Raw genomic sequence first — 13,670 nt, 5'->3', positions numbered from 1 at the left:
CACAAAGTCACAAGGATGAATCCACTCGTCGGAAGGTGATTGTACAACGGCCGCACCGTTCGATGATAAAGTCGAGGAATTAGTAGATACGAAGCATCCGCCTCCCCCTTTCTCAGGTTCTCGCATGCTTCATGTTCTTTTTTCCCATACATAAAGTATAGCGAAAATGGTGGGAATTGGCTATCTTCCATGTAATTTTCCCTTCACTTAAGATCTGCTAAAGATAAACTCCAGGGGAAAGCGGTCGCAAAGATAAATCCCCTATGCAGTGACGAATACCATATCAGAATCGTGACAACCGAATGTTTCACGTGAAACATTTCCGGGGCATGTCTGGTCAATCGCCGAAAAGGTATGGGTGCCGGCCTCCAGTGTAACCATATGGGCACTCGGTAGAACATAAATCCCACACTTTCGCCTCGCCGCCATATGTCTGACCGAGCCGGCGGAGTTTTCGAATAGCCAAGCCGTCTAGAAACGTGGTGATTGAAATGTTGAGAAGAGGGGAAGCGTTTACCCGAAATAGCGACTTTGCTGTCCTGCCCACTCAGCGGAAAATCAGCCTGCAGGGACATGTACACAGGCGTTGTCCCCTGTCCATAGCAGGAAGATTTCTAAGCGGCCAGTGACTACATTCTGCAGGACGCCATCAGAGCGGTTTCGGACCAACGCCGCTTGATTGTTTTCACAATGCTTCAAGGAACACTTTGTTTTTCTTTGGTCGTTGGTTTCCTCCGCAGAAAAGGTCACGGACCGTTTACCATCTGCGAAGAGAGGAACCGGAATCATTCATGATCCGATACGCCCCAGAAGCGTTGTGACTGAGTGCGTTTTTGATCGGTCGGGGTTGAGCGGCACGGGAAGGATTATTGGCCCAATCAAACGACTTGATGCAACATGACAGATCCGATGATATATGACACGAAGATCGAAATCGCAACGCCCGCTTGCTCAGTGAGGAAATCAGATGGGGACAGAAAGCGGGCAGCGGGTTCAACAACAGCAAGTTTACGACACTACCGAACGGATTATTTTTCGAGGCGACCAGTTTTGCATTTTTGCCGGTCGGTAGCGTCATACGAAAGCGAAGCCATGGAAGTGAGGGCAAGAAGCGTTGCGACTGGGCGGGACACCCTTCTCCTTGTAGGGGGGGCTGCATTCGTTTTTTGCAACCTTCAAGGAAGCGGGAAAAAGGCCGGTCAACTCCTCATACAGGAACACTCCGATACGGATCTGCACCGACTCGTTCTTAATAAATAGTATGGTTCCCTTGGTCGTTCTATTGTGAATGTTTCATTTCCGAGAATGATAAAAAAGACATTTCCCGACATGATCCGCCATCCATCGCAAAAACTCGCTTAAAAGCACCGGAAATGGGGGGGAATCCTCACCGGGTTTTTATTGACCCTTGTCCACTTTGCTTGATAAAATCAATGGAGAGAATTATGACGTCTTTCGACAAAAAAATAGGAGGATTCGGTAATGAGCGGACCGATCTACATAGGAAACGACCAAGGATATTACGGTACCAAAGTGGTCAGCCAAAACAACGGCAAATTCCTCAAGATGTTTATCCGGAACATGGTCGTCCCGAACCGTGTGGGTGAGATCACTTACAATAACGATCCCCACAACATTATTTATCGGGAAAAAGAGGGAAGCCGGGAATGGTTCGTCGGTAAGCTCGCCATCGAGCAATCCGCCGACGATGAACTGTTTGACTCCCATGAACGCCGCCTCTTCAGTCCCACTTGGTTCCGGGAACAGGAATATCTGATCATGTTCCGCGTCAGTACCGGACTGATGCTTCAAGGAAACGGAGGTAACGAACCCGTCGTCTCTGTCGCTCTCCCGACCGACAGCTACATCGATTACAAGGAAGAACTGAAACGCCGCCTCGTCGGTAAGCACAGTTTTGAAATCAAACAGGGCAACCTCCCCTACCGGAAAATCGAATTCGAAATCAAGCGCGAAAATTTGTACGTGATCAGCCAACCGATGGCTACTTTATTTCACATCGCCCTGGACCGGGAAGGTCAGCTTCTCAACGAAGACTTGTTCATTCAAAAAGTCAGTATTAACGACCTGGGCTTCGGTACCTCCGATGTGGAAACTCTCCACGGGGAAACGATCATCAAACGACAGAGCTTCACTTCCCGCCATGCGATGATCAATGTCTACCAGCTGCTCTCCAAACGCCTGACCGAGTTTTCCCGGGAAGTCGACTCCGAAAGCTCAGGCAAAGAATATCCCATTTGGAGTCTCAACCGGGTGATCCGCTCCGGGGAAATCAGTTTCAAAGGAAAAGTATACGACGTCTCCGAGATCGTCAAAGAATGCATCCAGGAAGTCGGCTCCTCGTTGGTTGATGAAGTCTGGACCCGTCTGGATTACGCCGATGATATCACCTATATCATTCTGACCGGCGGATCCTCCATCCCCTTCAAGAACCACTACCGGGATCGCTTCGGAGATAAGCTGATCTTTGCAGAGGATTATGGAATCGAAGCCCAGTTTGCCAATGCCTTCGGTCTTTGCAAATTCACCCAATCCAAATCCAAGTCGGTACCGCTGAAAACTCAGCAGGAAGTGGCCGCCACCATTCAGGAAGAGTTTACAGTACCCAATAACGCAGAAAAACCGGTCAACCGCGGGAAACGAAACAAAAAATAATTCCGAATCACGGATTCTCTTGTACAAAACCCCCAGGGCTTTCCATCCTGGGGGCTTACATAGTACATAGCTTTTGATTTTTTAAAGCGATTTTATCGAAGAAGACGTCGAAGAATCGCTTTTTTTGTCCGAGACCGGGTCTGGATCGCCATCGGTTGAATCGTGCCACACATGTTCCGCACGGCCAACGCCGACCGATAAAAATTCAGCTTCCGCCAGGAGCCGCTGGATCTGGACCCAAACCAGAGCAGAAAATGGAGGGGGACAGTTATGGCATACTCGGGCGGAGATTACGACATCATTATCATCAGTAACGGCCAAGCGGGAACATCCTCCGCAGAACACGCCGCTCGCATGGGAAAAACCGCTCTATTATTAAAGTTGAACCCGGGGGCGATCGCATCTGTCATGTGCAGTTCATCCACTCATGGATCCCCCCACGGACAACCCGTCGAAGAACTGGAGGCACAATTGATTCAGCCGGCGGAAGACCCGGTAGAAGCAGACGAAGACGTTCAAACGCAACAAGTCAACGTTGAATCCCACCATTCCGTCTATATCCTGCAGGGAACGGAATCCGAATTGGAACCGGATCTCTACAGCCCGGAGCCATTGGAGGAGACGGTTGATTCCGCAGATCAACCAGAGTCCACAGCGGAAGAAAAAACTCCCGTTTCCGCAGAAACACCCGATTCGGACCACCGGATACCGTCCTCCCAAGGGGAGCTATCCGAATCGGATGAACCGGAAGAGGTCCAGCAGACCTCCGAAGAGACGGAAAACATCATTAACCGGCCGGTTCACCATCCAATGCTGAGGGAACGGGAAATGTTCACACGGAAAAAAATGCTGCACCGTTCTCCTTTACCATCCCGGGAAGATTCATCCTTTGAACCGGATGTAAAAGAAGAAACAGAGTCTCCTTCGGAATCGCCTTGGCAATCCTCCCCTTTCCGAGAACGGGAAATCGAAAGGCGTCGGAAAATGACCCGGGGACATCGAATTTCGGCCAAAACTTCTTCTCCACCTGAGGATAAGAGGCCGAAAGAAAAGGAAAGTTCCGCAGAGGAAACGGAAAAAGAACAAAACCCGGTGATACCCAAACCGGACAAAAAACCGGATGAAAAAAAGCGGGAAACCGTATTACCCTTTCAAAAAGGCTCCAGCAATATGGTGATTCCCATGGACCAAAGCCGGTTAAAAAATCGCCGTGCGGCGAAGAAGAGAGAAGCCCCCCGCCAAAATACCGGCAAACTGGAACCCTTTCATCAGCATAAGCGAAAAAACGTCTCCGAAATCCCCGGTTCTGTCGTTTGGGAAGCAAAGGAAAAACCGGCCCAGGACCCTTCACAGACTCGTGAAGAAAAACAGCGGCCCCTCCGTTCCAAAGAGTGGAAGGAAGAGGCCTCCGGGCCCCCTATCACCTATGAACCTTTTCAAAAGGAACGTCCAAAAGAAGCGGATCTCCCTGAACAAAACCGATCCCAGCGGGAGAAACCCCTTGCTGCGAAGAAAAAAACCGGTTCCGTCCAGCAGGAACGAACAGATACCTCCACCGAGGAACCGGCCAAACCGCCCCAGGGATTACGGCGCTCAGACCGTTTACAAAACGCACCCGCCCCCTCCAAACCTGCGGAGACACCACAGCCTTCCTCCGAAGGGCTTCAACCCTTCAGTCAGGCTAAAGGCCATCGGCGGGAATCTTCTCCTTTCACGGAACAGGAAGCGGCACGAAATGTGCTGCGAAACAGCAGTTCAGACACGTTGAAACGAGATGAAATCGACATTGAAGACCCTTTCGGCCAATCCTACGAAGAATTTATGGGTCCCTTCAGCTCTTCCTCCGGCAATCCCGAGAGCGAAGAAGTGGAAAGGAGAAAGATCGCTCTGCGCGGACTCCACAACTTGATCAACAACCTGGGTTAATCTTTCTGCCCCCTCTGATGGAGGGGGCTTTATACGGAATCAAAGTACTGCCACTTTATAAACGAAGCTCCCCCCACTGAAGGGGGAGCAACGGGTTAGCGATTATGTTAACGGTTGACGAAGGGGGGTTCCCGGCTTCCGGGGATAGGCCTTTGGCGTCGGATTCTCTTTCGGGAGAATCAGGATATTCCGATTCCCCATCTCCTCAGGCAAGGAAAAGGAAACCGTGTGGATCCCCCCTCCGCCCAACCTTTGCACCGCTCTCTTGGCTCCTTGCACTTCCGTTTCCACATCCGGTCCCTTCATCGCTACAAACCGACCTCCGACACGGACAAAGGGGAAGCAGTATTCCGACAGCACATTCAGTTTGGCAACGGCTCGAGCGGTGGCCAAATCGAAGCGTTCACGAAACAGGGGGTCGCGTGCCGTCTCCTCCGCCCTGCCATGAATCGTCTCCACATCCTCCAACTCCAGCTCCTGGGCCAATTCCTTCAAAAAGACGATCCTTTTCTTGAGCGAATCAAGCAACACCAGACGAATCCGGGGGTAAGCGATCTTCAGGGGGAGACCCGGAAAACCCGCCCCTGTCCCCACATCGATCACCGAATCGATTTCATCCATCGGCAAGCGGGAAACCAGGGTTAACGAATCATAAAAGTGTTTGATATAAACTTCTTTTTCCTCTGTAATCGCCGTCAGATTCATTTTTTGATTGGTCTCGGTGAGCCGCCTGAAATAAAGAGCAAACCGGTCCCACTGTTCATCGGACAAGTGAAGCCCCCACTTCGACATTTGCTCACCCAGCTCGTATCGGTAATCCATATCCAACTCCTCGTATGCGCAGGCTTTTACAGGACCAGGAAGAGCCTGTATAAAAACCGGCCCGGCCGTCGAAGACCGAGCCGGAACCTTTACCAATCAAACGCTGGCGCGGGACGTCCCGCCCTGCTCGATCGTGACGAGCAGGATGGAAATATCCGACGGATTCACCCCGGAGATCCGGGAGGCCTGCCCCAGAGACAAGGGACGGACCCGGTTCAATTTCTCCCGGGCTTCCGAAGAAATTCCTGTCACCTGATCGTAATCCACCCATTCGGGAATCCGCTTATTCTCCATCTTTTTCATCTTTTCCACTTGTTGCAGCGACTTTTTAATGTACCCTTCGTACTTCAACTGAATTTCCACCTGTTCCGCCACATCGGGGGCCACTGGACGTTCGGGGGGCGCCATCCGGACGATGTGTTCATACTTGATCTCCGGCCGCCGAATCAGTTTGGACAGCTCTACGGCATTATCCAATTCGCTGGAACCGAGCTCCCGAAGCAGGGACTGCACCTCAGGGGTCGGCTTCACCTTGGTTTGCCGCAGACGTTCAATTTCCTCATCGATCGCCTCACGTTTGGCGGTAAAGCGAGCGTATCTCTCTTCGGAGATCAAGCCGATCTCATAGCCCAGCTCCGTCAACCGCAAATCGGCGTTATCATGGCGGAGGAGAAGCCGGTATTCCGCCCGGGAGGTAAGCAGTCGGTAGGGTTCGTTGGTTCCCTTGGTCACCAGATCATCAATCAACACCCCGATATAAGCCTGAGATCGATCAAGAACCACCGGATCTTTGTCCTGGACTTTGCGAGCGGCATTGATCCCGGCCATGATCCCCTGGGCCGTCGCCTCCTCATAACCGGAGGTTCCGTTGATCTGACCGGCCGTAAACAGATTTTCCACCCGCTTCGTTTCCAAACTGGGCCACAATTGAGTCGGAACGATGGCATCGTATTCAATCGCATATCCGGTACGCATCATCTCCGCCTTCTCCAATCCGTCGATCGTGCGGAGAATGGACTGCTGGATATCCTCCGGCAAACTGGTGGAGAGGCCCTGGACATACATTTCCATCGTCTCTCGCCCTTCAGGCTCCAAAAAAATCTGATGCCGGTTCTTATCGGCAAAGCGTACGATCTTATCCTCGATCGAAGGACAGTAGCGCGGACCCTGCCCTTCGATCTTGCCGGAGTACATCGGAGCTCGGTGCAGATTGTCACGAATAAAGTCGTGAGTCTTTTCATTGGTGTAGGTCAGCCAACAAGGCAGCTGATCCATCCGATAATTAGTCGTTTCGTAGGAAAACGCCCGGGGTTCATCGTCTCCCGGTTGGATTTCCATCCGATCCGTCTCAATGGTATTCTTGTTCACCCGGGGCGGGGTTCCTGTCTTGAAGCGGACGGTGTCGAAACCGAGCTCATGCAGATTGTGAGCCAGATTGATTGCCGGCTGTTGATTGTTGGGACCGCTCTCATAGGTCAGGTCCCCGATAATCACTTTCCCCCGAAGGTAAGTCCCAGTCGTCAATACGACTGTCTTAGAAAAGTACTCGGCTCCGGTTCGCGTCTTCACCCCGGAACAAACCCCGTCCCGGACGATCAACTGCTCCACCATATTCTGATGGAGAACCAGATGGGGTTCGCTTTCCAGGGTTTTCTTCATCTCCTGCTGATACAGAACTTTATCCGCCTGAGCCCGCAGTGCATAAACCGCCGGTCCCTTACCGGTATTCAGCATTCGCATTTGGATATGAGTCTTATCGATATTTTTGGCCATTTCACCGCCGAGAGCGTCCACTTCCCGGACAACGTGTCCCTTGGCCGGACCTCCGACGGAAGGATTGCAGGGCATATAGGCGATCGTGTCAAGACTGAGGGTCAACAGGAGCGTCGAACAGCCCATCCGGGCGGAAGCCAATGCCGCCTCGCACCCCGCATGACCCGCACCGATCACGATCACGTCAAAGTTATCACCTGAACGGGGCATCTTGTTCCCTCCTTTTTCTCATTTTCCTAAACAAAACTGGGAAAAAATCTGATCGATCAAATCCTCCGCCACGGCATCCCCGATAATCTCGCCCAGAGATTCCCAAGCATTTTTCAAATCGATCTCCACCATATCAAGGGGCATTTCTGATTCAATCCCCCGAATGGCATCATCCACGTTTTGGCGAGCCTGCTGCAGCAGATGGATATGACGGGCGTTGCTCACATAAGTGGCATCGGCAGACCGGGCTTTCCCTTCCATAAAGAGATCGGAGATGGCCTCCTCCAACTGGTCCAATCCCCTCTCTTCCTTCAGTGAAGTCGTGATCAGAGGAAGATCCCCGATCAATTCCTTCACTTCACCCACATCCAGTTCCGGTTCCAGGTCGGTTTTATTCACGACGACAATCGCTGAATGCTCCCGAATCAGACGAAGCAGTTGACGGTCATCTTCGTCGAGAGGCTCCGCATAGTTGAGAAGAAGCAACACCAAATCCGCTTCGTTTAACGCCTGATGGGATCGTTCCACACCGATTCGCTCAACAACATCTTCCGTTTCCCGAATTCCGGCAGTATCCACCAGGCGGAGGGGGATCCCTCTCACATTAACATATTCTTCAATCACATCGCGGGTCGTTCCGGGAATTTCCGTTACAATCGCCTTATTTTCCTGAGCCAGGGCATTCAGCAGGGAGGACTTCCCTACGTTAGGCCGCCCGATAATCACGGTGGCGATTCCTTCCCGAAAGATCTTTCCCTGACGGGCCGTAACCAATAACCCGTCAATTTCCTTTCCGATCGAACGCACCCGATCCAACAACAACTGGGCAGTCATCTCTTCCGCGTCGTATTCGGGATAATCCACATTCACCGCCAAATGGGCCAGCATCTCCAAAATCTCCTGGCGCAGTCGCCGAACCAACCGAGATAACCTTCCCTCCGCCTGATGCATCGCCACTCGGGCGGCACGGTCCGTTTTGGAACGGATCAGGTCGATCACGGCTTCCGCCTGGGACAGATCGATACGACCGTTTAAAAAAGCCCGTTTGGTAAACTCTCCGGGTTCCGCCAGTCTCGCCCCTGCAGAGAGAAGAGCCTCCAACACTCCCTGCACTGGAACCATTCCCCCGTGACAACTGATCTCCACCACGTCTTCCCGGGTGAACGTCCGGGGTTTTTTCATCACCGTGACTAACACTTCATCAATCGTATCTCCGCTCTTCGGTTCCAAAATGTGTCCGTAATGAACCGTATGAGTGTCGGCTTCTTTCAACGACGCCTTTCCTTTATACAAAGTATCCACAATCGGGATCGACTCCGGTCCGCTGACCCGGATCACAGCGATCCCGGCTTCACCGACCGGAGTGGAGATGGCCGCAATCGTATCCGTTTCCATCCCGTTCACCTCGAAAACATCCGGCTTTACTAGTGCCCCTTCAGGCAACTTTGGTCTGTTCGATCCCTTGCTGGGGGTGGTCGGGCTGGTAGGCCGTCTCCGATCTCTTGCAAAAAACGCATAGTGAGACCGGGAAGCGGAGCGACCTTGGCGAGACTTGTGCTCTCCTGAGTGCAAAGGATCTACACCAGCCTACCACCCTCTCAACTCGGTTCCCAGATGGGGCACTAATATAGAATCTCCTCAACTTGCATCATATCATACCGTTTACTCATGCAAAAAAACTCCCCTGGCGGGAGTTGGTGACAAACTCATCCGGATCATCGGCCGGACTTTAACGCGATGACCACTTTGCGTCTGGGTTCGTTGCCTTCACTGAATGTCGTCAGCGGGTCGTATTTCTGGATCTGGTTGTGAATCACTTTCCGTTCCATCGGGTTCATCGGTTCGAGAGTCACCCGCTTTTTGGTTCGCATCACCTGTTTTGCGATGCGGTCCGCCAACTCCCTCAGTGTTTCCTTGCGCCGGTCCCGGTAACCTTCCGCATCCAGAACCATCCTGACGTATTCGCCGGAAGAGCGATTACCCACGATATTGACCAGGTATTGCAAAGAATCCAGCGTTTGGCCGCGACGGCCGATCAGGATACCCAGCTGGTTTCCCTTGAAATTAATAAGGACGTGATCCGAACGATGTTCAACAGCAAGCTGCACTTCATCAAGCCCCATCGCGGACAGAACATCTTCGAGAAAACGGACCGCTTCATCCACAGGTGTGGGGAGCACTTCCACTTCCACTTTGGCATGACGCACACCAATCAGACCCAAAAATCCTTTACTGGGTTGTTCCAACACGGATACCTTTACTCGGTCCCGGGTGGTATTCAGGCGATCGAGGGCTTCCTCGATCGCCCCGTCCACCGTCTTTCCCGTCACGGTCACCTTCTTCAACGGGTCGCACCCTCCCGCTTCACCTTGAATTTATCCCTGCTTCATCTTGAATTTATCACCCAAGAAATAATACTGGACCATGGTAAACAGGTTACTGTACACCCAATACAAGGCCAGAGCCGCAGGGAAGCTGAATGCCAACACGAAAATCATGATCGGCATGATAAACATGAACGCCCGGGCCTGAGGGTTCTCGCTCATCCCCATGACGACGGACTGCAAATAAGTCGTCCCGGCGGCAACGATCGGCAGGATATAGTAGGGATCAGCATGTCCCAACTGCAGCCACAGGAAATCTGACTGGGCAATATGTTGGTTTTTCATAATAGCTTGATAGAAACCGATCAAAATCGGCAGCTGGATCAAGATCGGAAGACACCCCGCCAAGGGGTTCACATTGTGCTTCTGGAAGAGCTTCATCGTCTCTTCCTGCAGCTTCTGCTGGTTGTTTTTATATTTTTCCCGCAGCTTGTTCATCTCCGGCTGCAGTTTCTGCATCGCTCGGGAACTCTTCATCTGCTTGAGCGTCAAGGGCAGGACCAGGAGACGAACCATGATGGTGACCACCAGGATCGCTAAACCGTAGCTGCCCAATATATTTTCCGTTTTATCCAAGATAATGGATAAGGGCAGAACAAAATACTTTTCCCAAAAACCCGCCGTCTCGGGATCGATGGGTTTCATCTGATCCGGTGACGGAGCACATCCGGCCAAAGTCAAGAAAGCCGCGATGAGAACAATGCCCAGAATGAGACGTCGTCTAAGCAAAAAGGACTCCTCCTTCGATTCCAACCTGTTTCCGAGTGTAACCCTTAAGCTGTTGCGGGAAACAACCGGAAGAGGCGATCGATCAGGATGTATGTGGAATACCCGGGAGACCGGGTTCAAGGAACCGGATCATACCCCCCGGGATGAAAGGGATGACATTTGAAAATACGCTTGACCGTCATCCACCCCCCGCGCCAAAAGCCGTACCGGGAGATGGCGGTCAGTCCGTACTGGGAACATGTCGGAGCGAATCGGCAAGTGGGAGGAGTCAGCGGAGAGAGAAAACGTCGGTAGAAACGGATGAATCCAATCGCCAATACCTTCATCGGCTGTTCACCTCGCGCGGGGAATCCGGTTTTGAATCGGAAAAGTTTTTCGGCAGCAATTTCGCTCTTTTCATAACATGGCGCAGACTGGATTTCATCTGGTGATAATCCATTCGAGCCGCCGGTTTCCGTGCGATCAGGATAATATCCGTGCTCTTCGGCAAATGATCGGTCCACTGTCTCGTAATCTCCTTGGCCAGCCGCTTGATTCGATTACGGACAACAGCGTTACCGACCTTGCGGCTGACCGAAATCCCGATCCGAACCGGACCCGTTTCCTTTCTCGCCGAACGATAGACTACAAACTGGCGGTTGGCCGTAGACGTACCTGTGCGAAAAGCGCGCCGGAAATCGTTGCGCCGCTTTAACCGATGCTCCTTCTGCAACCGAAGCCCCCCTTTCCCGGAACCATACCCTGGTTCCAGTATGGGTCGGTTATGAGCGGAAATAAACGTGTCCGTTCCATAGGAAAAAAGGCCACCTCAGAAAAGTGGCCTATGCGGACAAGATCTTTCTGCCTTTTCGACGGCGGTTGCGCAACACCTTACGGCCATTTTTCGTGCTCATGCGCTGGCGAAAGCCGTGAACATTTTTCCGTTTGCGATTACTAGGTTGAAATGTGCGCTTCATATACTGATCACCTGGTTATTCCAACCCGTTTCGCTCAATGGAGCGAGTCAGTAACCAGGCACCCTCCCTTCTATCCAATAAAGTAAATCTCTCATGGAGCATAATGGCTCGCACGAATGACATTCTCAATCATTATATCGGGGTAAACGAACAGTTGTCAAGAAAAGGAGAAGGAAGTATCCACATGTGGATAACCGACTGAGGAATCCGCTTGATCCACAGATTTGTTATCCACATGTGGATCGGATTCCTTTATCCAAAAAATTATCCACGGGGTTATCCCCATATTATCCACAAATTCATCCCTGTGGACAAAAAATATCCACACCCCTGTGGATTGTGGATAAAAGTTCCCCGATCGTTGTGACGTCCGGACAAATTTGATATGATGTTGATGCTTTCCATAGTGGATAACTCGGTTTCCACCTTTCATTATCCACACCCTGTGGATAACTTCACAACGAAATCCACAGAGGTGGGGATAGATGTTTTCCACAGGGTGTGGATAATGTGGAAAACGGCTCTATTCCCTGTGGATTCCGTAACCAACCCTGTGGATTCTTTTAACGAAATCATCACCGCGATAGATAACGGAAAGGGGGGATACCTGTGGATACACACATTCAAGAACTGTGGGCAAATGCTCTCGACCTGATCCGTGAACGCCTGTCCAAACCCAGTTTTGAAACCTGGCTCCAGGCAACGGAGGCTGTCGATTACCGGGACGAAACACTGATTGTCTCCGCTCCGAATGAATTTGCCCGGGATTGGCTGGAATCCCGTTATGCCAACTTAGTGCGGGAAACCCTTCAGGAGGTGACGGGTTCCGTCATCGGCGTACAATTCATCACTCATTCGGCAGTGATGCCCGACGCGGAGGAGGAAAGTGCCGCAGCCGTGGAAAACCCTCCATCCCAGCCTGACACCCCCAATACTCAACTCAATTCCCGGTACAGTTTCGATACCTTTGTCATCGGTTCAGGCAATCGTTTTGCCCATGCCGCTTCTCTCGCAGTAGCGGAAGCCCCGGCGAAAGCCTATAACCCGCTTTTCATCTACGGGGGAGTCGGATTGGGAAAAACGCATCTGATGCACGCCATCGGCAATTACATCCTGTCCAACCCGACCCATACCCGTGTGGTCTATCTCTCCTCGGAGAAGTTTACCAACGAATTCATCAATTCGATTCGGGACAACAAAACCGATGACTTCCGCAATAAATACAGGAATGTGGATATCTTGTTAATCGATGATATTCAGTTTCTCGCCGGAAAAGAACAGACCCAGGAAGAGTTTTTCCACACCTTCAATGCCCTGCACGAAGAAAGCAAACAGATTGTCATCTCCAGTGACCGGCCTCCCAAGGAAATTCCCACCCTGGAAGACCGGCTCCGCTCCCGGTTTGAGTGGGGATTGATCACCGACATCCAACCGCCGGACCTGGAGACGCGCATTGCGATCCTGCGCAAAAAAGCGATCGCCGACCATTTGGATATCGACAGTGAAGTAATGGCCTTTATCGCCGACCGGATCGACACCAACATCCGGGAACTGGAAGGGGCGCTGATCCGGGTGGTCGCCTATTCCGCTCTGATGAACCAACCGGTATCAATAGAGCTGGCCGCGGAAGCCCTGAAGGATATTATCGAGGACTCCCGTCCCAACGTGATTGGAATCCAGGAAATTCAACAAACGGTCAGCAATTACTATCACATGAAAGTGGAAGATTTGAAGGGAAAAAAACGAACCAAAAACGTCGCCCTTCCCCGGCAGATCGCCATGTATCTGTCCCGGGAAATGACCGACGCATCACTGCCCAAAATCGGTGAGGAGTTCGGCGGCCGGGACCACTCTACGGTGATTCACGCCCATGAAAAAATCTCCCGCACACTTTCTATGGATCAAAACATGCAAAAAGCGATTCACGACATCCAACAAAAACTGAATCAGTACTGACTTCATATTTTTTCGATCGATGGACCTGTGAACAATGTGGACAACTATGACCAGCCTATGCACAACTTATCCACAGCGTGTATAGGCTGTCTTACTTGGGTTGAAGGCAGTTATACACATATTCACAGCCCCTACTACGACGACGACGGCACTTAACATATAATATATATGTAATATACGTGAGATTATGATTCCGCCTCTTGTCCTATTTTGATTCCAGGGTCTTTTCCGACAGTGGATT

11 protein-coding genes are annotated in these 13,670 nt (G+C 51.6%); 3 read left to right on the top strand and 8 right to left on the bottom strand.

Features of this window, described 5'->3' with window-relative positions:
* The first annotated feature begins 1,482 nt into the window (after window positions 1-1,482).
* Both CHM34_RS07315 and CHM34_RS07310 read left to right on the top strand, forming a co-directional pair.
* The gene (locus CHM34_RS07315) at window positions 1,483-2,673 is read left to right on the top strand and encodes a ParM/StbA family protein (RefSeq protein WP_094263958.1); all 1,191 of its coding nucleotides are present in this window, start codon (window positions 1,483-1,485) and stop codon (window positions 2,671-2,673) included.
* Window positions 2,674-2,943: 270 nt separating this feature from the next.
* Window positions 2,944-4,599 carry an FAD-dependent oxidoreductase gene (locus CHM34_RS07310; RefSeq protein WP_094263957.1) on the top strand — a complete coding sequence of 552 codons (1,656 nt, stop codon included), beginning with the start codon at window positions 2,944-2,946 and terminating at the stop codon, window positions 4,597-4,599.
* 102 nt (window positions 4,600-4,701) lie between these two features.
* Here CHM34_RS07310 and rsmG read toward each other — a convergent pair whose 3' ends face one another.
* The 8 genes from rsmG to rpmH form a co-directional block, all read right to left on the bottom strand.
* The gene (rsmG, locus tag CHM34_RS07305) at window positions 4,702-5,421 is read right to left on the bottom strand and encodes a 16S rRNA (guanine(527)-N(7))-methyltransferase RsmG (RefSeq protein WP_094264225.1); all 720 of its coding nucleotides are present in this window, start codon (window positions 5,419-5,421) and stop codon (window positions 4,702-4,704) included.
* Between the two features lie 96 nt (window positions 5,422-5,517).
* A complete protein-coding gene (gene mnmG / locus CHM34_RS07300) occupies window positions 5,518-7,404 on the bottom strand; it encodes a tRNA uridine-5-carboxymethylaminomethyl(34) synthesis enzyme MnmG (RefSeq protein WP_094263956.1) in 1,887 nt (628 codons plus the stop codon).
* Between the two features lie 18 nt (window positions 7,405-7,422).
* On the bottom strand, window positions 7,423-8,799 hold the full coding sequence (gene mnmE / locus CHM34_RS07295) for a tRNA uridine-5-carboxymethylaminomethyl(34) synthesis GTPase MnmE (RefSeq protein WP_094263955.1): 1,377 nt from the start codon (window positions 8,797-8,799) through the stop codon (window positions 7,423-7,425).
* Between the two features lie 320 nt (window positions 8,800-9,119).
* Window positions 9,120-9,749 (bottom strand): RNA-binding cell elongation regulator Jag/EloR, encoded by a 630-nt coding sequence (gene jag, locus CHM34_RS07290; RefSeq protein ID WP_094263954.1) that lies wholly within the window; start codon window positions 9,747-9,749, stop codon window positions 9,120-9,122.
* 30 nt (window positions 9,750-9,779) lie between these two features.
* The gene (gene yidC, locus CHM34_RS07285; protein ID WP_439116315.1) at window positions 9,780-10,517 is read right to left on the bottom strand and encodes a membrane protein insertase YidC; all 738 of its coding nucleotides are present in this window, start codon (window positions 10,515-10,517) and stop codon (window positions 9,780-9,782) included.
* Between the two features lie 116 nt (window positions 10,518-10,633).
* Complete coding sequence (gene yidD, locus CHM34_RS07280; protein WP_094263953.1) at window positions 10,634-10,843, bottom strand: membrane protein insertion efficiency factor YidD; 210 nt, start codon at window positions 10,841-10,843, stop codon at window positions 10,634-10,636.
* Window positions 10,840-11,229, bottom strand: coding sequence for a ribonuclease P protein component (rnpA, locus tag CHM34_RS07275; RefSeq protein WP_094263952.1), 390 nt, complete (start codon window positions 11,227-11,229; stop codon window positions 10,840-10,842). Before rnpA ends, yidD begins: the two co-directional genes overlap by 4 nt.
* A gap of 109 nt (window positions 11,230-11,338) precedes the next feature.
* The gene (rpmH, locus tag CHM34_RS07270; protein WP_094263951.1) at window positions 11,339-11,473 is read right to left on the bottom strand and encodes a 50S ribosomal protein L34; all 135 of its coding nucleotides are present in this window, start codon (window positions 11,471-11,473) and stop codon (window positions 11,339-11,341) included.
* Between the two features lie 609 nt (window positions 11,474-12,082).
* Here rpmH and dnaA point away from each other — a divergent pair.
* A complete protein-coding gene (dnaA, locus tag CHM34_RS07260) occupies window positions 12,083-13,429 on the top strand; it encodes a chromosomal replication initiator protein DnaA (RefSeq protein ID WP_094263949.1) in 1,347 nt (448 codons plus the stop codon).
* Window positions 13,430-13,670 lie beyond the last annotated feature (241 nt).

This window comes from Paludifilum halophilum (genome assembly GCF_002245355.1).
GTDB classification, from domain to species: domain Bacteria; phylum Bacillota; class Bacilli; order Thermoactinomycetales; family DSM-45169; genus Paludifilum; species Paludifilum halophilum.
This window is presented reverse-complemented; position numbering and strand designations above follow the sequence as displayed.

Excerpts from the sequence above, each read along its gene's own strand:
- mnmG (WP_094263956.1), bottom strand. The coding sequence starts at position 7,404 with ATGCCCCGTTCAGGTGATAACTTTGACGTGATCGTGATCGGTGCGGGT.
- rpmH (WP_094263951.1), bottom strand. The coding sequence starts at position 11,473 with ATGAAGCGCACATTTCAACCTAGTAATCGCAAACGGAAAAATGTTCAC.
- rsmG (WP_094264225.1), bottom strand. The coding sequence starts at position 5,421 with ATGGATTACCGATACGAGCTGGGTGAGCAAATGTCGAAGTGGGGGCTT.
- CHM34_RS07315 (WP_094263958.1), top strand. The coding sequence starts at position 1,483 with ATGAGCGGACCGATCTACATAGGAAACGACCAAGGATATTACGGTACC.
- mnmE (WP_094263955.1), bottom strand. The coding sequence starts at position 8,799 with ATGGAAACGGATACGATTGCGGCCATCTCCACTCCGGTCGGTGAAGCC.
- CHM34_RS07310 (WP_094263957.1), top strand. The coding sequence starts at position 2,944 with ATGGCATACTCGGGCGGAGATTACGACATCATTATCATCAGTAACGGC.
- yidD (WP_094263953.1), bottom strand. The coding sequence starts at position 10,843 with ATGAAGGTATTGGCGATTGGATTCATCCGTTTCTACCGACGTTTTCTC.